General features: G+C 38.8%; 19 protein-coding genes and 5 tRNA genes. 18 read left to right on the top strand and 6 right to left on the bottom strand.

Features of this window, described 5'->3' with window-relative positions; all coding sequences use genetic code 11:
• Positions 1 to 95 precede the first annotated feature (95 nt).
• From accD to purF, 5 genes are all read left to right on the top strand, one after another.
• Complete coding sequence (gene accD / locus CMT41_RS13235) at positions 96 to 962, top strand: acetyl-CoA carboxylase, carboxyltransferase subunit beta (RefSeq protein WP_057181767.1); 867 nt, start codon at positions 96 to 98, stop codon at positions 960 to 962.
• A 51-nt stretch (positions 963 to 1,013) separates the two neighbouring features.
• Positions 1,014 to 2,327 carry a bifunctional tetrahydrofolate synthase/dihydrofolate synthase gene (folC, locus tag CMT41_RS13230; protein WP_058027526.1) on the top strand — a complete coding sequence of 438 codons (1,314 nt, stop codon included), beginning with the start codon at positions 1,014 to 1,016 and terminating at the stop codon, positions 2,325 to 2,327.
• Between the two features lie 110 nt (positions 2,328 to 2,437).
• Positions 2,438 to 3,058, top strand: a complete 621-nt coding sequence (locus CMT41_RS13225; RefSeq protein ID WP_057181765.1) for an SPOR domain-containing protein — start codon at positions 2,438 to 2,440, stop codon at positions 3,056 to 3,058.
• 90 nt (positions 3,059 to 3,148) lie between these two features.
• On the top strand, positions 3,149 to 3,631 hold the full coding sequence (locus CMT41_RS13220) for a CvpA family protein (RefSeq protein ID WP_057181764.1): 483 nt from the start codon (positions 3,149 to 3,151) through the stop codon (positions 3,629 to 3,631).
• Between the two features lie 169 nt (positions 3,632 to 3,800).
• The gene (purF, locus tag CMT41_RS13215; RefSeq protein ID WP_057181763.1) at positions 3,801 to 5,318 is read left to right on the top strand and encodes an amidophosphoribosyltransferase; all 1,518 of its coding nucleotides are present in this window, start codon (positions 3,801 to 3,803) and stop codon (positions 5,316 to 5,318) included.
• A 159-nt stretch (positions 5,319 to 5,477) separates the two neighbouring features.
• On the opposite strand, the gene CMT41_RS13210 is transcribed toward purF, so the two are convergent.
• Together CMT41_RS13210 and CMT41_RS13205 are read right to left on the bottom strand one after the other, a co-directional pair.
• Positions 5,478 to 6,077 carry a Yip1 family protein gene (locus CMT41_RS13210; RefSeq protein ID WP_058027525.1) on the bottom strand — a complete coding sequence of 200 codons (600 nt, stop codon included), beginning with the start codon at positions 6,075 to 6,077 and terminating at the stop codon, positions 5,478 to 5,480.
• Between the two features lie 215 nt (positions 6,078 to 6,292).
• Positions 6,293 to 6,598, bottom strand: coding sequence for a hypothetical protein (locus CMT41_RS13205; RefSeq protein WP_058027524.1), 306 nt, complete (start codon positions 6,596 to 6,598; stop codon positions 6,293 to 6,295).
• Positions 6,599 to 6,723: 125 nt separating this feature from the next.
• On the opposite strand from CMT41_RS13205, the gene miaE reads away from it, so the two are divergent.
• On the top strand, positions 6,724 to 7,485 hold the full coding sequence (miaE, locus tag CMT41_RS13200; protein ID WP_058027523.1) for a tRNA isopentenyl-2-thiomethyl-A-37 hydroxylase MiaE: 762 nt from the start codon (positions 6,724 to 6,726) through the stop codon (positions 7,483 to 7,485).
• Between the two features lie 109 nt (positions 7,486 to 7,594).
• Here the strand turns inward: miaE and CMT41_RS13195 are convergent, their stop codons facing one another.
• A complete protein-coding gene (locus CMT41_RS13195; RefSeq protein WP_058027522.1) occupies positions 7,595 to 8,344 on the bottom strand; it encodes a UDP-2,3-diacylglucosamine diphosphatase in 750 nt (249 codons plus the stop codon).
• Positions 8,345 to 8,357: 13 nt separating this feature from the next.
• Positions 8,358 to 8,849, bottom strand: a complete 492-nt coding sequence (locus tag CMT41_RS13190; RefSeq protein ID WP_057832150.1) for a peptidylprolyl isomerase — start codon at positions 8,847 to 8,849, stop codon at positions 8,358 to 8,360.
• A gap of 152 nt (positions 8,850 to 9,001) precedes the next feature.
• Here CMT41_RS13190 and cysS point away from each other — a divergent pair, with 152 nt between their 5' ends.
• On the top strand, positions 9,002 to 10,411 hold the full coding sequence (cysS, locus tag CMT41_RS13185) for a cysteine--tRNA ligase (RefSeq protein WP_058027521.1): 1,410 nt from the start codon (positions 9,002 to 9,004) through the stop codon (positions 10,409 to 10,411).
• 159 nt (positions 10,412 to 10,570) lie between these two features.
• On the opposite strand, the gene folD is transcribed toward cysS, so the two are convergent.
• On the bottom strand, positions 10,571 to 11,425 hold the full coding sequence (gene folD, locus CMT41_RS13180; protein WP_057181756.1) for a bifunctional methylenetetrahydrofolate dehydrogenase/methenyltetrahydrofolate cyclohydrolase FolD: 855 nt from the start codon (positions 11,423 to 11,425) through the stop codon (positions 10,571 to 10,573).
• 576 nt (positions 11,426 to 12,001) lie between these two features.
• On the opposite strand from folD, the gene CMT41_RS13175 reads away from it, so the two are divergent.
• From CMT41_RS13175 to CMT41_RS13125, 11 genes are all read left to right on the top strand, one after another.
• Positions 12,002 to 12,078 (top strand) — tRNA-Pro (locus tag CMT41_RS13175).
• 42 nt (positions 12,079 to 12,120) lie between these two features.
• A tRNA-Arg gene (locus CMT41_RS13170) sits at positions 12,121 to 12,197 on the top strand.
• Positions 12,198 to 12,235: 38 nt separating this feature from the next.
• A tRNA-His gene (locus CMT41_RS13165) sits at positions 12,236 to 12,311 on the top strand.
• A gap of 46 nt (positions 12,312 to 12,357) precedes the next feature.
• Positions 12,358 to 12,434 (top strand) — tRNA-Pro (locus CMT41_RS13160).
• 114 nt (positions 12,435 to 12,548) lie between these two features.
• Positions 12,549 to 12,625: transfer RNA gene (locus tag CMT41_RS13155), tRNA-Pro, on the top strand.
• A gap of 1,327 nt (positions 12,626 to 13,952) precedes the next feature.
• Positions 13,953 to 15,260, top strand: coding sequence for a trigger factor (gene tig / locus CMT41_RS13150; RefSeq protein WP_058027520.1), 1,308 nt, complete (start codon positions 13,953 to 13,955; stop codon positions 15,258 to 15,260).
• A 187-nt stretch (positions 15,261 to 15,447) separates the two neighbouring features.
• Entirely contained in the window at positions 15,448 to 16,044 is a 597-nt protein-coding gene (gene clpP / locus CMT41_RS13145; RefSeq protein ID WP_257721048.1) for an ATP-dependent Clp endopeptidase proteolytic subunit ClpP, read from the top strand.
• Between the two features lie 75 nt (positions 16,045 to 16,119).
• Complete coding sequence (clpX, locus tag CMT41_RS13140) at positions 16,120 to 17,394, top strand: ATP-dependent protease ATP-binding subunit ClpX (protein WP_057181754.1); 1,275 nt, start codon at positions 16,120 to 16,122, stop codon at positions 17,392 to 17,394.
• A gap of 493 nt (positions 17,395 to 17,887) precedes the next feature.
• Entirely contained in the window at positions 17,888 to 20,236 is a 2,349-nt protein-coding gene (gene lon / locus CMT41_RS13135) for an endopeptidase La (protein ID WP_057181753.1), read from the top strand.
• A gap of 294 nt (positions 20,237 to 20,530) precedes the next feature.
• The gene (gene hupB, locus CMT41_RS13130; protein ID WP_011044534.1) at positions 20,531 to 20,803 is read left to right on the top strand and encodes a nucleoid-associated protein HU-beta; all 273 of its coding nucleotides are present in this window, start codon (positions 20,531 to 20,533) and stop codon (positions 20,801 to 20,803) included.
• Between the two features lie 237 nt (positions 20,804 to 21,040).
• Positions 21,041 to 22,957 (top strand): SurA N-terminal domain-containing protein, encoded by a 1,917-nt coding sequence (locus CMT41_RS13125; protein ID WP_058027519.1) that lies wholly within the window; start codon positions 21,041 to 21,043, stop codon positions 22,955 to 22,957.
• 177 nt (positions 22,958 to 23,134) lie between these two features.
• Here CMT41_RS13125 and CMT41_RS13120 read toward each other — a convergent pair whose 3' ends face one another.
• A complete protein-coding gene (locus CMT41_RS13120) occupies positions 23,135 to 23,911 on the bottom strand; it encodes a peptide ABC transporter ATP-binding protein (protein WP_057181751.1) in 777 nt (258 codons plus the stop codon).

Here is a 23,911-nt window from a genome sequence, read left to right as displayed (position 1 = left end):
TGGTTAAAATTAGTATAAATTCAAACCAGAGTTTGGTGGGTTATTTCCATCAATAAACCGACAGATATTTCGTTGCAACAGGCAAAAATAAAATTATGAGCTGGATAGAAAAAATTCTCCCGAAAGCAAAAACGACACAAAAAAGTAATATTCCTGAGGGTGTATGGAGTAAGTGTTCTTCATGTAATGCCGTGCTTTATAAAGCTGAATTAGAGCGTCAAATATCAGTATGTCCTAAATGTGATCACCATATGCGAATCAATGCGCGTAAACGTATTGATAGCTTTCTTGACCAGAACAATCGCATTGAATTAGGTGCGGAGTTTGAAGCACAAGATATCTTAAAGTTTAAAGACACTAAGCGATATAAAGATCGTTTAACTGCCGCTCGAAAAAACACCGGTGAGAAAGATGCTATGGTGGTCATGAGTGGTGAACTATATGGTATGCCAGTTGTTGTTGCCGCTTTTGAATTTGCCTTTTTAGGCGGGTCAATGGCTTCTGTAGTTGGTGCTCGTTTTGTTAAGGGTGTTGAATACTGTTTAGAGCATAATGTACCCTTTATCTGTTTCTCAGCCAGTGGCGGTGCCCGCATGCAAGAAGCGCTAATATCTTTAATGCAAATGGCAAAAACCAGTGCCGCTTTAGCTAAAATGAGTGAGCAAGGTCTGCCTTACGTGTCAGTATTAACTGACCCAACTATGGGCGGAGTATCGGCAAGTTTGGCTATGTTAGGTGACATCAACCTGGCTGAGCCTAAAGCGCTAATAGGTTTCGCTGGCCCACGTGTTATTGAGCAAACCGTTAGAGAGAAGTTACCTGAAGGATTCCAGCGCAGTGAGTTTTTATTAGAAAGAGGCGCTATTGATATGATTGTTGATCGTCGTGAAATGAAAACAACAATAGCGAGAATGTTAGCTAAGTTTATGGGCCAAGATAGCGTAGTTTCGAAAGCAGAATAAGCCAATAGTCGTTATTGCTTATTTCACTTAAATTATTTATTGATGACATAAATGTTAAAATCAAATTCAAGCCACTATCAAGATTTCACTCATCTCGATCAGTGGCTTTATTATTTAGAAAATCTACATAGCACTGAGATAGATCTTGGTTTAGCTCGAGTTGGCAAAGTTGCCCAGCGTTTAGCGATTGACTTAAGTTTTGCCAAGGTTATTACGGTTGCCGGCACAAATGGTAAAGGCACCACCTGTGCTTTTATGGAGAATGCCTTACTTAACGCCAAAATAGCAGGTGTAAAGCAAAGCGTTGCCGTTTATTCATCTCCGCATCTGCAGCGCTTTAATGAGCGCCTGCGGATTAATAAGCAAGATATTGAAGATAAGCCATTAATGGCTGCTTTTGAACAAATTGAAGCTGCTCGTGGCGAAATATCCCTCAGTTACTATGAATATACAACATTAGCTGCACTGTTGGTGTTAATGGGTGTTAAGCCGAGCTATATCATACTTGAAGTTGGCCTAGGTGGCCGTTTGGATGCAACGAATATCATTGATGCCGATATTGCGGTGATCACCACCATAGATCTTGACCATCAAGCTTTCCTAGGTAATGACCGAGAAAGTATTGGCTTTGAAAAAGCCGGCATTATGCGACAAGAGCAAGACATAGTCATTGGTGATAGCAATGTACCTAAATCGGTACTAGCTCATGCTCATGCGTTACACGCTATTGATGGTGAAAGGTTATTTTTACGTGAGCAAGATTTTGTTGTTACCGGTGAAAAAGCTTCTTGGCAATGGCAATCAAAGCAAACGTTGTTAACCGCGCTAAAAACACCCTTTATCCCACGAGATAACGTGGCGACCGCGTTAATGGTGTTAGAAAAACTTGAAATACCTCTTAGCGCTGACTTTGTGAACCAAATTATTTCGATAACTAAAGTCGCCGGGCGAACAGAATTAATACCACAAAAAAATCATTGCGATGTAATTCTCGACGTTGGCCATAATCCCCAAGCAACTCGATACTTAGCGGATTACCTTAAGCAGTTAAAAGAACAAGCTAACTATGAAAATATTTATGCTGTCGTTGCTATGCTCGGTGATAAAGACATCAGTGGCTGTTTGCAATCACTAAAAGATGTTGTTGATTATTGGTATGCTGGAGCGTTAAGTGTACCAAGGGCTGCCAGCAAAGAAACTATGCAAAATAACTTGGCGATGTTCACTAATGCCACTAATTGTTTTGACAATGTCGATGAGGCATTTAAAATGGCGAACAAGCAGGCGAGCTCGTCTGACTTAATTCTTGTATTTGGCTCATTCTTTACTGTTGCTCAAATCAGAGCCCAACTGACTATTTGTTAGTTTGGCCGTGTTAGTTTGGCCGTGTTAGTTTTACCGTATTAATGTGGCGGTATTCATTTTGATCGGTAAGTTTTCCGAATCACTTAAGTGGTATTAATTAGGAGTGTCTCTTGTCTACACCGTTTCAAAATCGCCTTGTCGGTACTATTATTGTTGCCGCCGTGGTTATTATTTTCCTACCTGATGTACTTGATGGCGAGAAACAGTCACACCAAGCTGACTTTGAAGCTATCCCTCAAGCGGAAGTTTTTTCTGGGAAACTAACCAATAAACCCTTTCCTGCAGAGAACTTGGTACGACAAAAAGCTATATCAATTTCTAATGAGCAAGCTATCGATGAGGTTATAACTGATTATACCCTTGGGCAGTCGCCGAAAACTGCGGAAAAGGTAAAAGATAAAGTGGCCGTTACTAAATCGCTCGCTAAAGCGCCAGTAAAAACACCAAAGCAGCTAAGTAAAACCTTACCTGAAAAAGCGGTTCCTCAAGAAGCTTGGGTGATTCATTTAGGTAGTTTTAAAGATAAAAGTAATGTGGCCCAGTTATTAACAAAGTTAAAGTCTACTGGTTATATTGCTTTTACTAAACCAATCAAAACCAAGCAGGGCATATTAACTAAAGTCATTATCGGGCCAGAGTTAATAAAGTCAGCCATGGTTAAAAAGCTACCGGCGCTGAAGAAATTGACGGGTATCCAAGGGAAAGTGGCGTATTTTGAACCGATTAACTAGCTGGATTTTATAAAATGTTAGGCATTATTTAGCTAGTTCTGGTAGAATGCGCGCCTCTAATTTAGAGAAACTCAACGAGACACTCAAGTTATGGTTTGGATAGATTACGCCATTTTGGCCGTTATAGGTATATCAACACTGGTTAGTTTGGTACGAGGCTTTGTCAAAGAAGCGGTATCTTTAGTGATTTGGATCAGTGCATTTTTCGTTGCCAGTACTTTCTATGCCAACCTTGCTAATCTGTTAACCAATATCTCTGATCAATTCTTGCGTAATGCCGCAGCCGTTGCCATTCTTTTCATTACTACCTTAGTGCTTGGCGCTCTGGTGAATTATCTTATTGGGCAATTGGTTAGCAAAACAGGCCTTTCTGGCACAGACCGTATATTAGGCCTGGTTTTTGGCGCCCTTCGTGGGGTACTCATTATCAGTGCCATGTTGTTTTTTGTCGATGCTTTTACCGGTGCGGCAAAAACACAGTGGTGGCAAAGCTCCGATTTAATCCCAGAGTTTACTTTGGTGGTTGAATGGTTTTTTGAGTACCTTAAACAGTCATCAAGTTTTTTAAGTTAGTTGTTGTTAGTAACGGCTAAGTTCATGCGGAGTAACTCCGTATACTGTCATTTATAAGATATTATTTCAATATCCTATAATTCAATATTTATACGATGGTTCACACTATCCTGAGCATAGTGCTTTAGCTAAATAAGTATTGTAAATATTTTTTTGTGGAGAGAATTTTATGTGTGGTATTGTTGGTATAGTCGGTAAAACCCCTGTTGGTCAGTTTATATATGACGCATTAACTGTACTTCAGCATCGTGGTCAAGATGCTGCAGGTATTGTAACCATTCATAATAATACCTTCAGATTGCGTAAAGGAAATGGCTTGGTGAAAGATGTTTTTCATACCCGCCATATGCTCCGTTTACAAGGTGATATTGGCATTGGCCATGTTCGCTATCCTACCGCTGGTACTTCTAGCTCTTCAGAAGCACAACCTTTTTATACAAACTCACCGTTTGGCTTATCATTAGCACATAATGGTAACTTAACGAATGCTGATGAATTAAGAACATGGTTATTTAAGGAAGCCCGTCGACACGTTAATACTACTTCAGACTCTGAGGTTTTACTAAACATCTTAGCGCACGAATTACAGCAAGGTGATAATATTGTCCTTACCCCAGATGATATCTTTACGGCAGTAACTAATCTTCATAAACGTGTTCGTGGCGCTTATGCAACTGTCGCCTTGATTGTTGGCTACGGTATGATTGCCTTTCGTGACCCTAACGGTATCCGCCCTTTAGTTTTTGGCAAGCGAGAAACTCAAGGAGGGGTTGAGTATATGGTCGCTTCTGAATCCGTTGCTCTTGATGCCTGTTCTTTTGATTTTGTCCGTGATATAGCCCCTGGTGAAGTTATATTCTTTTCTGAAAATGGTCAAATTCATAGCCAGCAATGCGCAGAAAACCCGGTTTATAGTCCCTGTATTTTTGAATTTGTTTATTTTGCCCGTCCTGATTCCACCATGGATAAAATGTCTGTTTATGCCTCTCGTGTAGAGATGGGCACTAAGCTAGGCCAGAAAATTTCTGAAGAATGGCAGGATCTTGATATAGATGTTGTTATTCCTATTCCTGAAACTTCTTGCGATATAGCCCTACAAATAGCTCATCATCTTGGCTTACCTTACCGTCAAGGTTTTGTTAAAAACCGTTATATTGGCCGTACCTTTATTATGCCAGGTCAAGAGCAACGCAAAAAATCTGTTCGTCAAAAACTTAACGCTATTACCACAGAGTTTAAAGGCAAAAATGTTTTACTGGTAGACGATTCTATTGTACGAGGAACTACCTCGGAACAAATTATTGCTATGGCGCGAGCTGCAGGTGCAAATAAGGTCTACTTCGCTTCTGCTGCGCCTGAAGTTAGGTTCCCAAATGTCTATGGTATCGATATGCCAAGTGCTAATGAATTAATTGCTCATGGTCGTGAATTAGATGATATTTGTAATTTAATTGGTGCCGATAAACTAATTTATCAATCTCTTGAAGATTTAATTAGCGCGGTAGGCTCAGGCAACCCAGAAATTAAATCGTTTGACACTTCAGTCTTTGATGGTAATTATGTGACCAATGATATTGACCAAGCTTACTTAGAGAAGCTAGATGCGTTACGTAATAATAGCAGCAAAGAAACCTCAGATAAAAACGCTGATTCAATAATTGATATGCATAATGAAGGGGCGGAGTAGTTTATATTACTGCTAACCGGGTAAAATTTAAACTCTGCAATCAAAATTGCTAAAAAAGAAGCCTTATTTCTATAGTAGAGATAAGGCTTTTTTATTTACAGTTTGTCTAGATTCATGTTTCTAGTTTAATAGTCTCTAGTTGAAAATTATCTAGGTTAGTTAAGGCACAAATTCTGGCCCAAATCCCATAGTCCACATCGTTGCGGTAAGTCCCATTAAGGCGACTAACAACACCAAGCCACACGTTACTACAGAGCTTGAATAGATAAAGCCTTTTTCTTCGGGGATATTCATCATAATAGGTACACCTGCATATAACAAATAGATTGAATAAACTACGGCGGCAATGCCTGCTAGGGTGACAAACCACAGTACCGGGAATAAAGCGGTAATACCTACCATAAATAAGGGGGTCGAGGTATAGGCAGCAAGTTCAAGTGCCTGCACATAATCAGGTTTAGAGTCAAAAGTTTTAGCCATCCACTGAATCAAATAAGCTAAGGCGAACACGCCAGAAATCAAAGCGAAATACATGCTCACCGCCATAATTTTAGCACTTTCTACGCTTATTTTAATAGGGTCACCTACACCTATGGTCCAGCCAATGTAAGCCGTAGCATAATAACAACATATTGCTGGGATTAGCGCTATGGTTAAAATATGCATTAAACTATAATTTAAACTTTCGTGGCGTTTTTCGATAACATGCCATTCTTTTTTAGGGTGAGTGTATAATCCCCATATGTGGTTTAGTATCATAATCATTCCTCTCGCACGTAAATATTCGGAAAGTACTTTTTAGTCTAAAAAACAACAATAAATAATTAAGCCATCAGTACTCTTATTATTACTTCTTTATTTATGAAATATATAAGATGATTCGTCAAGTGTTGGTGGAAAAATAAACAATAAAACTCTATCAAAAGAGCTTTTAATACTTTTATGCGATAAAGAAAAAGACTGCCAGTTGATTACTAACTAATTTTGATACGCACAACCGACATGACCTCAATATTGAAGCCAGCAATGTTCTCACTTTCAGGGTAATAAGTTAAATTGACTCTTTGTCCCTGCAAATTTTTGTAACGCTTTTTTCGTTTGTATTTGAACGGCACATCAATAGTATCTAACATCAGAGTATTGATTATCCAATCATCACACTCTCGCTGCACATGAGAGTTCACTTTCATGTTTTCACTATGCACCAATTTATCATGCTTTTTCACCAGTTTTTCAGTGGCATTTTTTTTGCTAAGCGTTTTTTTTATAATAGAAGGCATAAAGTTGCTCTATGTAAGGTAAAAACAGATTTTGCTAGTATCTCAAGAAATAGGCTTTTAAAATAGCGTAATAAATCAAATTTATTCAAACGAACTCCCTAGTTATATAGAGCAGAGATAAACAGATGACCGAAGTAGAACAACTATTAATACCCATATTAAGCTTTTTATCATGCGAAACACCTGAAAAATGGGTAGATGAAGCGAAGAAAGCCGAAAATTTACCGATAATTTTACGCGACCATCTAGCTTGTGAGCTTAAAGCCGGACAAACTGCGATGTTTCTTCTTCGAAAATATGCCATTGATAAAGCCAGTCACAAGGTGTTATTAGCATGGTTTGAACCCTATGAAGACTTTTTATATAGAAAAAAGGGTGACTTAGCGTCTCTTGCTAATAAAAACAACCTCTCTAAAGCTATCCTGCCTAAAAATGATTCGCCGTATAGCCAAGATCTTATTGATAAAATGCTGCTGTTAATTAAAGAGGAATTGCACCACTTTTACCAAGTCCTAGAGATTATGGTTAAGCGAGATATTCCTTTTGATGGTATCACTGCTGGTCGATATGCCAAAGGTATGCTCAAACATGTAAAAACTTTTGAGCCCGATGCCTTGGTTGATAAATTAATTATTGGTGCCTTTATTGAAGCACGTTCGTGTGAGCGTTTCGCTAAGTTAGCGCCACATTTAGATGATGACTTAAATAAGTTTTATGTTTCGCTGTTACGCTCAGAAGCCCGTCACTACCAAGATTATTTAACATTGGCTAAACAAGTAGCAGGGCAGGATATTAGTGAGCGAGTAGCATACTTTGCCAACGTTGAAGCTGAGCTTATTTTATCGCCTGATGAAGACTTTAAGTTTCATTCTGGCATGCCGGTTTAAGCAATTGTTACCGCTTTAATGCTAATCGATAGAATAATAAGTTAAGGTGTATTGTCCGTTATTGTCGTGATAATAATTTAAACGATGCGATATGGGCAGGGGCTAGTATTTACCACGTTAATGCTTGATTGAGTAATTCAATAGAGTTAGGTGTTACTTTTAGCCAAGCCCCCTGTTCGTACCAATCACCTAAGACAATACGTTGCGCGCTTTCGCCATTGGCGATAATTTCATGTACTGCAGGTCTATGTGTATGACCATGAATTAATAACTGGCTTTGGTAATGTTCTAGGCAGGCAATCACCTCGCTACCGGTGACATCCATTATCTCTTGTGATTTCACCGCCGTAGCGGCAGCGCTTTTTTTTCTATAATTAGCCGCCATATTTTTTCGAATAAATAATGGCAGACTTTTAACAATGGTTTGCCACCACCAAGAACGGGATTTTTTACGAAATTTTTGGTAATCAATGTCACGTGTGCATAAGGTATCACCATGCATGATGACCACAGGTTGACCATAAAGATCGATAGTATCGATTTCAGGTAGCAGCTGCATGCTTGCTTGTTTAGCGTAACGCTTACCGATAAGAAAATCCCTATTACCGTGAATATAATAAACCTTGGTACCACATTGGCTGAGCGTAGTGAGCGCAGCAGCGATAGTTTTAAGGTAAGGGCTATCATCATCATCGCCAACCCAAGCTTCAAACAAGTCGCCTAGGATATAAAGCTTTTCAGCATTAATAGCATCATTTTTTAAAAAACGTAAAAAACAGGCGGTTATATCCGGCCTGTTTTCACTTAAATGTAAATCAGCAATAAAATAACTTATTGCTGGTTTATTAGTTTCGGTCATTTTAATGCTAAGGCTACTCAACAATGGCCGATTCGATTAATATGTCATCTTTTGGCACATCGCCGTGGCCTTGTACATTACCCGTTTCTACTAACGTCATCTTATCAACTATGTCCATACCTTCAACAACTTCAGCAAAAACACAGTATCCCCAGCCTTGGGTGTTTTCAGCAGTGAAATCAAGGAAGTTATTATCTGATAAATTGATAAAGAATTGTGATGAAGCAGAATGTGGCTCTTGAGTACGCGCCATTGCTAAAGTACCGCGTTTATTGCTGACACCGTTGTTTGCTTCATTTTTAATATTGGCGCGAGATTCTTTTTCTTCTAAACCAGGAATGAAACCACCGCCTTGTGCCATAAAACCTTTAATTACCCGATGAAATATTGTGCCATCATAGTGACCTTCTTCAACATATTGCTGAAAGTTTTTTGCGGAAATAGGTGCGTTATCGAAGTCTAATTCAATTTTAATATCGCCAAGGTTGGTTTTTAGTATGATCATAATTATCTCTTGTTAAGTTTTAATAAATTAATTGCCACAATTGTACGCTAACTTACTATAAAGTGCATTAGTCTTGATGATCCTTTAGATTTGTTCAGGTACAATCTACCGCCTAATCAAATAAAACTACTCAGTCGGAGTCATAAAACCTTATGTTGCAGATATACAACACTTTAAGTCGTAAAAAAGAAATCTTTACACCAATCAATGCAGGTAAAGTCGGCTTATATGTTTGTGGTTGCACAGTTTATGACTTATGCCATATAGGCCATGGTCGCACCTATATTAGCTTTGATAATATTGCTCGTTATCTACGTTTTTCCGGTTATGAAGTGAATTATGTCCGTAACATTACGGATGTTGAAGACAAGATAATTAATCGTGCCAAAGATAATAATGAAACAACTGAGGCCTTAACTGAGCGTACCATTGCGGCAATGCATCAAGATTTTGATGCACTTAATATGCTTCGACCTGATTTGGAGCCGAGAGTAACCACACATATGGATGAAATCATTACTATGATTGAAACCTTAGTGGCTAAAAAACATGCTTATGTTGCTGGTGATAATTTTAAAGTTACTGGGCAGGGCGATGTCTTGTTTGCGGTGGCTAGTTATGCGGACTACGGTAAACTGAGTGGGCAAGATCTGGAACAATTACAAGCTGGCTCCCGTGTCGAAGTGGATAAAAACAAACATAATCCACTTGATTTTGTCCTCTGGAAATCGGCTAAACCGGGCGAGCCAAGTTGGTCATCTCCTTGGGGCGATGGACGTCCTGGTTGGCATATAGAATGTTCAGCCATGAGTGCCAAAGAGCTAGGTCATCACTTTGATATTCATGGCGGTGGCTCTGACTTAACCTTTCCTCATCATGAAAATGAAATTGCACAAAGCTGTTGCGCCCTAGACACGGCTTATGTCAATTACTGGATGCACACAGGTATGGTGCAAGTCGATCAAGAGAAAATGTCTAAATCATTAGGGAATTTTTTCACCATACGCGACGTGTTAACACAATATGATGCCGAAACAGTACGCTTTTTCTTAACAACCGGTCATTATCGTAGTCAGTTAAACTATTCGATTGATAACCTAAAGCAAGCTAGGGCTTCGGTAGAGCGAATTTACACTTCACTACGTGATGTAAATATTGATAAAGATTTTGTCTTGGATAGAGAGGCAACGTTTGTGAAGAAATTTTGCCAAGTCATGGATGATGATTTTAATACGCCACAAGCATTAGCGGTATTTTTTGAACTATCAAAAGAATTAAATGTGGCTAAAGCGGCCAATAATGATGCTTTAGCCAGCGAGTTGGCGTCAACATTAGTTGCTCTTGGTGATATTGTTGGCTTATTACAGCTTGATCCTGCTGCTTTCTTGCAAGGTGATAACGATAATGATGAAGTGGCGATAATTGAAGCGCTTATTATGCAACGTAATCAAGCACGCACTGATAAAGATTGGCCCCTTGCTGATGATGCACGCGACAAACTCAATGCCATGAATGTTGTCTTAGAAGATAGCGCCGGTAAAACCACATGGCGTAAAGCTTAAAGTACTTTAGCGTGGTTAAATAAAGTACTAAGCACGAAACATTAAACATTAAACAATAAAAAAGGGTGAATACTATAAAGTATTCACCCTTTGTTGATTTTTACGCGTAAGTTAAAGCGTAAATAAGTACGTTTTATTAGTGGGTTTTAGCGCGTGTTGTTAATGACTTGCTTGCTCACAAGCTATTAGGGTGTTTTCAATTAAGCTCGCCACTGTCATCGGACCGACACCACCGGGTACAGGGGTGATAAATGAGGCTCTATCTTTAGCCGTATCAAAGTCTACATCACCAACCAACTTACCGTTAGCTAAACGGTTAATACCAACATCTATCACTATTGCGCCTTCTTTAATCCATTCACCCGGAATAAAACCAGGTTTGCCAACGGCGACGACAATAAGGTCTGCATTACGCACTTTACCTTCTAAATCTCTAGTAAAACGATGCGTTGTTGTTACCGTGCACTTGGCTAATAACAGTTCTAAACCCATAGGTCGACCGACAATGTTTGAAGCGCCAATAACAAGTGCGTCTAAACCTTTAGTTTCGACCCCCGTTGATTCAATGAGCTTGATGATGCCTTTTGGTGTGCAGGGTCTTAGACCGGGTTGTCTTAATACTAACTTACCGACATTAGAGGGATGAAAACCGTCAACATCTTTACGTGGATTAATATGCTCGATAATTAAGTCGGCATTTAAACCTTTAGGTAAAGGCAGTTGTACCAAAATACCATCGATAGCATCATCATTATTTAATTCAGTTACCAAGGCTATGAGCTCTTGCTCAGAGGTAGTGTTTGGTAAGTCATAAGAGCGGGAAATAAAGCCTACTTCATCACACGCTTTGCGCTTACTGCCGACATAGACTTGTGAAGCGGGATCACAACCTACTAATATAACGGCTAAACCAGGCACTCTTTGACCGTTGTTAATGCGCTGGGTAACTTTCTCTTTAACTGAATCTCTAAGTTGTTTGGCAATTGCTTTGCCATCGATTAATGATGCTGTCATAACTCTGGTGTTGACCCTAGATTTAAGTGATAAAACGAGGTTATTTTGCCATAAAGTACACCTCTATTGTAGGTTTACTTTATATAATATACCGATGTTACTTCAATATGCAGGATTCAGCTGGAATTAGAAACGCCTTTAGGTAAGGCCTTGATTGAAGAGAATAGTTATTGTTATTATCTAAATCAATAACGTAGCTTAAAGCGTTTGTAAAGCAGCCCGGTGGGGATATCTGAGCAAACCATGTTCATCGTTGCCTCTCTTTTTAATGGACAACCCTGAATAAAAACAGGCGCCTTGAACATGAATCGCTCGGATATGCTGAAACAGGTATTTTTATCTATCATGGCTATTAGGCTAAAGGTGTCGTTCGATAGCGGTAAAATAATGCCAAGACTTTCGCTGTTTAAATAAAGCGCAAACGTAAGCTGTCTAGCTGAACAATTCAGCGACTTGTATCAAAAGTGAGCGAACGGCTATTTTTTTATAAAAAAGGTTTGACTGAACGTAAGCAACTCGGTAATATCCGCACCCGTTGAAACGAGACAGTTTACTGCTTGTTGAAACAGCATAAATCGGTGATTAGCGCAGCTTGGTAGCGCACTTGGTTTGGGTCCAAGGGGTCGCAAGTTCGAATCTTGCATCACCGACCACTTTTAACTTTTAGTTGAAGTGATATGCCTATGTAGGGAATTGCGCCCTTAGCTCAGCTGGATAGAGCAACGCCCTTCTAAGGCGTGGGTCGCAGGTTCGAATCCTGCAGGGCGCACCATACTTATACTATAAAGTATAAGTATGAAAATTGTTATGGTGGCTATAGCTCAGTTGGTAGAGCCCCGGATTGTGATTCCGGTTGTCGAGGGTTCAAGTCCCTTTAGCCACCCCATCTTTACTTTATTAGTGTCTACTAATAAAATATTGAGAGAATATGTCGGTGATTAGCGCAGCTTGGTAGCGCACTTGGTTTGGGTCCAAGGGGTCGCAAGTTCGAATCTTGCATCACCGACCACTTTCTCTTTCTGCAATGTAAATACAGTCTCTATTTAATACTCATGATAATATTTCATCAGGGCTAGAGTTAAAATCTTAATTACTCTGCTATTGGAATATTGACTGCATATATCGGTGATTAGCGCAGCTTGGTAGCGCACTTGGTTTGGGTCCAAGGGGTCGCAAGTTCGAATCTTGCATCACCGACCACTTTCTCTCACAAACTGAACTGCTACACCACACTTCATTTAATACTTAAGCTGTACTCTGTTTAATAGCTAGTTAAGATCTTGAATTATAATACTTAAGTTTTTCTAATTGCTTTTACTTGTGGTTATTTTAGTCAAGGCGAATTTTCGTGACAATAGCGAGCCTATTGCAGGTTAATTTAACGTAGATATCAGTAACCTGACGGCTAGAGATACAAGTATTGAGATAAACTCCGCCTACCTAACCTCTACTCGGGTTATTTATATAGCAATTTCATGCAATTATTACTCGCTTGTGCTGGTTAAAATACGCCAAGGCGGCGTTGCTCTACATTTCTCATGCTAATTTACTTTCCGTGTTAGCTTATACCAAATCCATTAAGTTAGTTCCCACTCAGAGCTTGCCAGTGATTTGAGAACAAACAGAATTTTTTTGCATATAGTTATTCTATATGAAATAAACTATGTGCAGTTATCGAGTCGCGGGAAAGCTCCCGAAGGGCGAATTTAAAAGGCTTACAAGCAGCGTTATTGATGTTGAGAAGGGAATAACCATTCTCTTCAATCAATGCCTTGCCTCTAAACCTTTTAAACCTCGCTGAATGTGAAGAAACTTATTGGAATTGGTATTAGTGTTGAATCTAAATAAATTTTTATGGTCTAAAGTTTTCAATATGAGCCCCGCGTGGTATTTAGTTTATCTATCAAAGTATATAGCCGTACAACGTCAAGGGGTAAGATTGAGTGGCAATTAAAAACGTTAGTTAAGGCCTTCTTGGAAAATAATGGTTGTTCAGGATAATACGCTCAGGATAATTGCTCCTGCATTATCTAATAAGGTGCTTCCTGTACCGTCTGCATTCGCTATTAAGCTGCAGCCATGCAGCACTTATTACCCTGAATAACGCGGTATAAAGCCTGTTAAAGCCCACCAAAGGCGAATGTAGAGCAATATCACTTCGTTGTTGCTGCAATTATGTAAGGGAATGTCATGACTTCATTGCTGCGCCTAAAAGTGACTTTGCACTGTGCTGCGGAACATGCATCTTGAAGTATAACAGCTATATAGCTTGTTTTTAGCTGAAAAAATCATGCTTAGCGGGAGGTGATGATTTGTCAAATTGTTAGCGAATAGCGTTGAATGGGGGAGAAATATTCAATGGTTAAAACTTACACCTTGCAACTTTTTTTTGCTCTAGCTATAATTTGGCGTCATATTTTTGTAACAGGGCATCATTTTGTCACAAATTTGGTAATGAATACCAAAGATGTTGACTATTAATTGGTGCGTAAAAAAGCGTTATACGCTAAGTTTTTGAGGTATTTAAATGCAAGTTTCAGTTGAAACTACCCAAGGTTTGGAACGTCGTCTGACTATTTCTGTTCCGGCCGAAAAAGTAGATGTAGAAGTTAAAAATCGTCTTCGTCAAATGAGTAAAACACAGCGTATTAACGGTTTCCGTCCAGGTAAAGTGCCAGCGTCAGTTATTCAAAAACGCTTCGGTAAATCAGTACGTCAAGAAGTTGCTGGTGAAATCATGCAGCGTAATTTTGTCGATGCTATTGTTGCAGAAAAAATCAATCCAGCGGGTCGTCCTTCATTTGTTGCTAAAAGCAATGAAGATGGCAAAGCATTAGAGTTTGAAGCAACTTTTGAAGTGTATCCTGAAGTTGAATTAAAAGATTTAGATAAAATCGCTATTGAGCGTCCACAAGTGGAAGTGACTGATGCTGATTTAGATGAAATGTTTGTTACGCTGCAAAAGCAACACCAAACATGGAAAGAGCACAAAGGTGAGAGTAAAGAAGGCGATAAGTTAACACTTGATTTTTCTGGTCGTGTCGACGGTGAAGACTTTGACGGTGGTAAAGCTGAAGGTTTTGAATTAGAACTTGGTGCTGGTCGTATGATCCCTGGTTTTGAAAAAGAAGTTACGGGCATGAAAACCGGTGACGAAAAAACTATCAAGGTAACTTTCCCTGAAGATTATCATGCAGAAAAGCTTAAAGGTAAAGATGCAGAGTTTGATATTGTTGTTCATAAAATTGAAACGCCAGAACTGCCAGAAATCGATGAAGTATTTGCAAAACTATTCGGTATTGAAGAAGGTGGTGTTGAAGCTTTACGTGTTGAAGTAAGAAAAAACATGACACGTGAATTAACACAAGCAGTTAAAGCTAAAGTTAAAACACAAGTTCTTGATGGTTTATTAGCTGGACATGACGTTGATTTACCAGCAGCACTTGTTACTCAAGAAGTTGATGTTTTACGTCAACAAGCGATGCAACGTTTCCAAGGAAAAATGGACCCTAAAAATCTGCCACAACTTCCAACAGAAATGTTCACAGAACAAGCAGAACGTCGTGTTAAAATCGGTTTGCTTTTAGGTGAAGTAATTAAGGTTAATGAACTTAAAGTTGATGAAACTAAAGTAAATGAACTAATTACTTCTGCGGCTTCAGCTTACGAAGACCCTAAAGAAGTTGTTGAGTACTATGCTAAAAATAAAGAACTGATGCAGCAGATGCAAAACGTTGCTTTAGAAGAGCAAGCCGTTGAGCTTTTAGTTGAAAAAGCTGACGTTGCTGATAAAAAATCAAGCTTCAAAGAGATAATGAACCCAGAAGCTAAATAATATTAACTAAAGCTGAAGTTTATCGCAGTTTTGCATTGACAATAGACTCAGCAATCGCTTAAATTTAATGGCTTGTATGGCAACATACGGGCCATTATATTCATTAAGGGAAGGTATACTCTTGTTTAATTCTCAAATTACATCACAAAGTTCATTTCAGGTTTCATCACAAAGCAGTACTACAGGTATCGAAAGCACATTAGTGCCTATGGTTGTTGAGCAAACCCCTAAAGGTGAACGTTCATATGATATATACTCAAGGCTGCTAAAAGAGCGGGTAATCTTCCTTTGTGGCCCAGTTGAAGATCATATGGCTAACCTGATTATTGCGCAGTTATTATACTTGGAGTCTGAAAGCCCAGATAAAGATATTTTTCTTTATATAAATTCACCCGGTGGTTCAGTCACTGCAGGTCTGGCAATTTATGACACGATGAAATTTATCAAGTCGAATGTCAGCACTGTCTGTATTGGTCAAGCGGCAAGTATGGGCGCTTTTCTATTATCCGGTGGTGAGAAAGGCAAACGATACTGTTTGCCAAACGCCCGGGTGATGATTCATCAACCTTTAGGTGGTTTCCAAGGACAAGCATCAGATATTGAAATTCATGCTAAAGAAATTTTATACATAAAAGATAAACTTAACCGATTAATGGCTGAACATACTGGCCAGACGTTAGAACAAGTTTCTAAAGATACAGACAGAGATAATTTTTTAAGTGCAGAAGATGCGGTTGAATATGGATTAGTAGACTCTATATTAGAACAACGTGACGATAAATAAGATTTCGGTGTATACTTAGCAGTGTAGAACGAGAAATAAATGGATTTATTGGTATTATAAGTTTAGAGGTAGGGCATGACCGATATTAAAAGTGGTGGTGATAGTGGTAAATTACTTTACTGTTCATTTTGTGGCAAAAGCCAACATGAAGTACGTAAATTAATTGCTGGTCCATCAGTCTTTGTTTGTGATGAATGTGTAGAACTGTGTAATGACATTATTCGCGAAGAAATTTCTGAAATTTCGCCAAAAGAAAGTAAGGAGGCGTTACCTTCTCCTATCGAAATCCGTGAAAAGCTTGATGACTATGTTATTGGTCAAGACCACGCGAAAAAAGTATTAGCGGTAGCCGTTTATAATCACTATAAACGTCTGCGTAAAGGTGATAATCATAATGGTGTTGAACTGGGTAAAAGTAACATTTTACTTATTGGACCAACGGGTAGTGGTAAAACGTTATTAGCACAAACCTTGGCTCGATTACTGGATGTGCCATTTACTATCGCAGATGCAACCACATTAACCGAAGCCGGTTATGTTGGTGAAGATGTTGAAAATATTATCCAAAAGTTATTGCAAAAGTGTGATTACGATGTGGAAAAAGCACAGCGTGGTATTGTTTACATTGATGAAATTGATAAGATTTCACGTAAATCAGATAACCCGTCTATAACCCGTGATGTTTCAGGTGAAGGTGTACAGCAAGCCTTATTAAAACTTATTGAAGGAACTATTGCCTCGGTACCACCGCAAGGTGGGCGTAAACACCCGCAGCAAGAGTTTTTACAAGTGGATACCTCCAAGATCCTCTTTATTTGTGGTGGTGCCTTTTCTGGTTTAGATAAAGTTATTGAACAACGTTGTCATACTGGTACAGGTATTGGCTTTGGCGCAGATGTTCGTGGTAAAGATCAGCAAAAATCTTTAACGGATCGCTTAGCTGAAGTTGAGCCGGAAGATTTAGTTAAATACGGTTTAATTCCTGAGTTTATTGGCCGTCTACCTGTGGTAGCTACATTACGTGAACTGGATGAAGACGCACTTATTCAAATTCTTAAAGAGCCTAAAAATGCCCTAACTAAGCAGTTTTGTGCTTTATTTGAGATGGAGGATGTTGAGTTAGAGTTCAGGGAAGATGCTCTGCATGCTGTGGCGCGTAAGGCAATGAAGCGGAAGACAGGTGCTCGTGGTTTACGTTCAATTGTTGAAGCAGTTTTACTCGATACCATGTATGAATTACCATCAATGGATAATGTCAGTAAAATTGTGGTTGATGAAAAGTGCATCAATGGTGAAAGTCAGCCTATTGTTATTTATGGCAATAAGAAAGAGAAAGTAGCGGCTAAATAATTTTTAGCACTGTTATACCCGTTACCATTCAAGATGCATGTTTCAGAGTGCTTGAGCAATTTCAATTCAAGGCGGTGTGATGAAATAATGGTTGTTCCATTATGAGTTACAGCAACGATGAAGTGATGTTGCTCAAACGCTTCTTCGATGGGTTTTAACTGGCTTTATACCGCGTTAAATAATGAAACCATAGAATGACTATGCTTCAATTATTTCCCTTGCCTAAAACCATTTTAATTCCCACTGAAATCGAGCACTTTGAATGGTAACGGGTATATACCGTTATACAGAAAATATATTATCCTCAACGAGTATATAATTATTACCTTTTATAATTACTTACTTGTTGAGGATTTTTTGATCTCATCGCTTAAAAATAGTATGTTTGGCTCTTTATTTTTTATCTTTTGTTGAAAGTTAACAGCCTAGCCCCATATAGTTTCTATAGCTTTATTTTTATATTAATTAAAACAATTCCCAAGAAGAGTAACCAATGAGTAAAGAATTATCTGGTGTCGTTGAGATCCCCGTTTTAGCCTTAAGAGATGTTGTTGTTTACCCGCAAATGGTTATCCCCCTTTTTGTCGGTCGTGAAAAATCCATCCGTTGTTTAGATTTAGCCATGGAACAGGATAAACAAGTATTTCTTGTTGCCCAAAAAGATGCCGCCATAGATGACCCTAAAGCAGAAGATGTATACACCACAGGGACAGTAGCGACCATTTTACAAATGTTAAAGTTGCCCGACGGTACGGTAAAAGTTCTGGTAGAAGGTTCCCAGCGCGCAACAATAAAGAAATTTATTGAAACAGATGAGTATTTTAGCGCAGAAATTGAATATATTAAGCCAAATACAGATCTTGGTGATGATATTGAAGTCTTGATCCGCTCAGCAATTTCTCAATTTGAAGGTTATGTAAAGCTTAATAAAAAAATCCCGCCGGAAGTACTCACTTCGGTATCAGGTATAGATGACCCTGAACAACTTGCCGATACTATGGCCGCTCATATGCCTCTTAAGCTGGCTGATAAGCAAAAGATTTTAGAAATTATTGATGTTAATGTTCGATTAGAGCATTTGATGGCATTGATGGAAGGAGAGATCGACTTACTGCAAATTGAAAAGAAAATTCGTACCCGTGTTAAAAAGCAAATGGAAAAAAGTCAGCGTGATTATTACTTGAATGAGCAAATGAAAGCCATTCAAAAAGAGTTAAATGAGGGCGAAGATACTCCTGATGAGCTTGAACAAATGGCTAAGGGTATAGAAGAGGCGAAAATGCCGAGTGAAGCGAAAGAGAAAACCTTAGCTGAGCTGCAAAAGCTGAAAATGATGTCGCCTATGTCGGCAGAAGCAACGGTGGTAAGGAGTTATATTGACTGTATGATCAATGTACCTTGGAAAAAACGCAGTAAATTAAAGCGTAATCTTACTGTTGCCCAAGAAGTACTTGATAAAGACCATTTTGGTTTAGATAAGGTTAAAGAGCATATTTTAGAGTACTTAGCCGTACAACAACGTGTAAACCAGTTAAAAGGACCTATTCTATGCTTAGTTGGACCTCCTGGTGTTGGTAAAACATCGCTAGGTCAATCCATTGCTAAAGCCACTGGCCGAAAATATGTGCGCATGGCATTAGGTGGCATTCGTGATGAAGCTGAAATTCGTGGTCATCGCCGTACTTATATTGGCTCGCTGCCAGGTAAGTTAATCCAGAAAATATCAAAAGTAGGCGTTAAAAATCCGCTTTTCTTATTGGATGAAATCGATAAAATGTCTTCTGATATGCGTGGAGATCCTGCCTCTGCTTTACTTGAAGTGTTAGACCCAGAACAAAACACCACGTTTAATGATCACTATTTAGAAGTTGATTATGATTTATCTGAGGTCATGTTTGTTGCGACATCAAATAGTATGAATATTCCTGCAGCATTGTTAGACCGTATGGAAGTTATTCGCTTGTCCGGCTATACCGAAGATGAAAAACTCAATATTGCTAAAAATCATTTACTCAATAAGCAAATTGAGCGAAATGGCTTGAAAGCTAACGAAATCGACATTGATGACAGTGCTATTATTGGCATTATCCGCTATTACACCCGTGAAGCAGGGGTACGTAATTTAGAGCGTGAAATATCTAAATTATGTCGTAAAGTGGTCAAAGCAATTTTACTTGATAAAAAGTTAACTAAAGTCACCATCAATCAAGAAAATCTTAATAAGTTTTTAGGTGTGCAACGCTTTGACTACGGTAAAGCCGATGATAAGAACCGTGTTGGCCTAGTAACCGGCTTAGCTTGGACTCAAGTTGGTGGCGAGCTACTGACCATAGAAACTGCCTCAGTACCCGGTAAGGGTAAGTTGACTTATACCGGTTCCTTGGGCAAGGTTATGCAGGAGTCTATTCAAGCCGCTATGACAGTGGTGCGAAGTCGTACTAAAAAATTGCGTATCAATGAAGATTTTCACGAAAAACGTGATATCCATGTTCATGTTCCTGAAGGGGCAACACCAAAAGATGGTCCAAGTGCCGGTGTCGGTATGTGTACGGCATTAGTGTCAAGCCTTACCGGAAATCCAGTAAGAGCAGACGTAGCCATGACCGGTGAAATCACCCTTCGTGGTGAAGTTCTTGCCATTGGTGGTTTAAAAGAGAAGTTACTTGCAGCTCATCGTGGTGGTATAAAAACGGTCATTATACCCCATGAAAACGTACGTGATTTAGAAGAAATTCCGGAAAATGTTAAAGCCGAATTGTCTATTCACCCAGTGAAATGGATAGATGAGGTACTTGCCATAGCGCTTGAACACCCAGTAGAACAATGGAAGGTTGAAAAGTAATTTGTTCAAAGCTTGGTCTTTTTTGATGCTTTATATCGAAAAAGGCTGGAAAAGTTAAAATAATTGCCAAAAATAGCAATTTTCGCTTTGCAAACGCTCAAACTATGGTAAGTTATCTACGCTTATATCGCTAGACCCCTTATTCTCTATGTTATATAGATGAATTGACGGGAACTAGAAAGCAAAATATTTTCTACACTCAACGCTTCAAGGAGTCCATTGAAATCATATTTCAATGGACTGCATTAATAAAAAGCATAGCGTTGTATAATAACAATTGAAGGGGTATACACTGTGAATAAATCTCAACTAATCGAGAAAATTGCTGCTGGTGCAGACATATCAAAAGCTGCTGCGGGTCGTGCATTAGATTCATTTATTGGCGCTGTAACTGATGAGTTAAAAGACGGCGAGCAAGTTGCTCTTGTTGGTTTTGGTACTTTCTCTGTACGTGACCGTGCTGCACGTACTGGTCGCAACCCTCAAACGGGTGCTACTATCCAAATCGCTGCTGCAAAAATCCCATCTTTCAAAGCGGGTAAAGCATTAAAAGACGCATGTAACTAGTCACCTATTTAGACTAAGTTATACCGCGTATCATAAACCACCTTTCAGGTGGTTTTTTACTTTATACCTTGCATGAAAATAAAAATATCATAATTAATGTGCATTTAGTTGATTTTGTGCTTCAAGATATGTTATTCATCTGCTAAAATCGCGAGCAACTTTAATTTATATCAATTAATCTATTTGTTATAAATATACCTAAGCCTAGTTTTTTTAAGCATAAAAAAAGAGACAAAAATGTTAGAAGATATTCGTGAAAAATCGCAGGGATTGACTGCCAAAATTATTCTTGGTTTGATTATCCTAACCTTCGCTGTGGCAGGTGTTGGCAGTTACAGCAGTTCAGTTGATACCTCAGTTGCTACCGTGAATGGTGAACCCATTAGCTTGCAAGCATTTAATAAAGCTTATCAAGCACAGCGTAGTCGCATGGAACAACAATTTGGTGGCATGTTTGATACCTTATCAAATGATGAAAATTATATGGCTAATTTTCGTCAAGGCGTTTTAGATAGCCTCATTAACGAAAAGCTTATAGATCAAAACAGCGAAGCCTTGGCTATTCGTGTTTCTGATTTGCGTTTAAAAGAAACTATTCGAAATATGCCTGAATTTCAAATTGACGGCGTGTTTGATAATAATCGTTATCTAGCTATCATTAACCAAGCTGGTTTCTTTCAATCCTCTAATTTTCGTGATTATTTAAGAGTTGAAATGACTCGTCGTCAATTAAGCCAAGCATTAGTTAACACAGAGTTTAATTTACCTTACCAAGAAAAATTGCAATTGGCGTTACAAAACCAAACGCGTGATATCCGCTTTGCTACCATTTCTGCACAACAGTTTAAAGCGACAATCCAATTAACGGATGAAGAAGTAAATAATTACTATCTAGCCAATCAAGCTCGCTTTGAAAATAAAGAACAGGTTAAAGTTGACTATATCAGCCTAAATGTGGCTGATATTGCAAAAGACATTAAGGTTACTGATGAAGCGTTAACTAAGTATTACCAAGAGAATTTAGCTAGCTTTACTGAAGTAGAGCAGCGCCGTATTTCTCATATTCTGATTGAATTCACCGATGGCAATGTTGACGATGATGCTGCTAAAACTCAAGCTCAAGCGGTATTAAGTCGTCTTGAGCAAGGTGAAGATTTTGCCGAGCTAGCGAAAGAAGTTTCTCATGATAGCTATAGTGGTGAAAACGGTGGTGATTTAGAATGGTTAGATCCCGGTGTGATGGAAGAAACTTTCGACCAAGCTGCATTAGCATTAGTTAATGTTGGTGATATGAGTCCACTGGTTACTACTAGTTTTGGTTATCATATATTGCTGTTAACTGACTATAAAGCCGAAGCCGTGCAAGACTTTTCTGAGGTACAAGCTGAATTAAGACTTAAGTTAAGCAACGAGCAAGCACAAGATACATTCTTTACTTTACAGCAAGAAATGGCGCGCATTAGTTTTGAGTTTCCTGATAGCCTAGAAGATGCTGCTGCCGAGGTAAATGTTGCCATACAAACATCTCCTTGGTTATTAAGTCGTGGTAATAGTGTTCCTTTTGATCAAGCAAAAGTTATTGAAGCCGCTTTTTCAGAGATGGTTTTACAGGACAATATGAACTCTGACCTTATTGAAGTTAACGATGATCTTGTCTTGGTATTACGCCTCAATACCTACCAAGCTGCGAATATTAAGCCTTTAACGGAAGTTGCCGCGCAAATTAAAGATATTTTAGTTAATCAAAAAGCAACTGAGCAAGCTCAACAAACCGTTGATGCTTTATTGGCCGACTTTAAGGCGGGTACTGATATTTCTACTCGATTAACCGCACTTAATACTAGCTTTGTTAGTAAAGATAAAGTTGCTCGTTATAGCCCGGTAATTGATCAAAGTATCAGTCGTGCTGCGTTTGTCTTACCGCACCCAGTCAATGGTGTTGTTTCAGCATCAACGGTAGCCTTAAGTAATGGTGATCTAGCCATAATTGAAGTTACTGGTGTTGATGTCAGTGAATCTGCGGCCAATCCGAATTTAGCACAACAACAAACGTCTCAGTTAGCACAGTCTGCTTATCAAAGCTTTGTTAACTCGTTAAAAGTGGATGCTACCATTACTCGTAAACAACTTAGCGAGCAGATGTCAGTTTATTAACAGTTAACACCGTTAGTTACCGAAGGTGACAAACGCTGACTAAAAAGCCAATAGCAGTATTCTGCTATTGGCTTTTTATTATGCTTTATTTAGTAAGTGAAATTAATCTGTTTAATCTATTGGCGAATTGAAGTGGCGTAGTTAATGGGGTGACTAAGTTAAGCGAATTGTCTATGTTTACTTTAGTTTGAAATTTTGGCTCATCATCAGTTTTTGCGTTACTTTATGCTGGGGATTACGCATTACCTCAAGGGTTTTTCCTGACTCAACTACCTCGCCATGAGACATTACCAATACATCATCACTGAAATGCCGAACAATACCCAAATTGTGAGAAATTAAAATATAGGCTAAGCCCATCTGTTCCTGTAAATCGAGTAATAAGTTAATCATTTGCGAGCGCAGTGATGGGTCTAACGCCGCTAAGGCTTCATCTAGAATGATAACTTGTGGCTGTAATATAATTGCTCGAGCGAGGGATATTCGCTGTTTTTGCCCGCCTGAAAACATATGAGGATAAAAGTTCATATGATCGCCAAGTAGGCCAACTTTTTGTAAGGTCATTCGAATAAGCTGACGCCGCTGTTTTTCCTCTAAATCGGTATTTAATGTCAAGGGCTCGTCGAGTAGTTGTTGGATAGTTAAACTGGGGTTTAAAGTGGTGCCAGAGTCCTGAAATATCATCCTGATTTGTTGGCACCGTTGTTTAAAACTTTGGCTTTGTAGTAACTGGCCATTGAGGTATATTTTACCCCTAGTTGGTGTTTCCGCCCCTACCAATATCTTCGCTAAGGTCGACTTACCCGAGCCGTTTTCTCCAACAATTGCTAGGGTCTTTTTTGCTTTAATGGTAAACGATACCGGTGCTAAGGCATTAAACTCACGTTTATGATACCAGTAGCCTTTTAGTTTATACGATTTCGATATTTCCTTTACCTCTAATAAAACACTCAT

It is taken from the genome of Colwellia sp. MT41 (assembly GCF_001444365.1).
In the GTDB taxonomy this organism is placed as follows: domain Bacteria; phylum Pseudomonadota; class Gammaproteobacteria; order Enterobacterales; family Alteromonadaceae; genus Colwellia; species Colwellia marinimaniae.
Note: the sequence above shows the minus strand (reverse complement) of the source record. Positions and strands in the feature narration are given on the sequence as shown.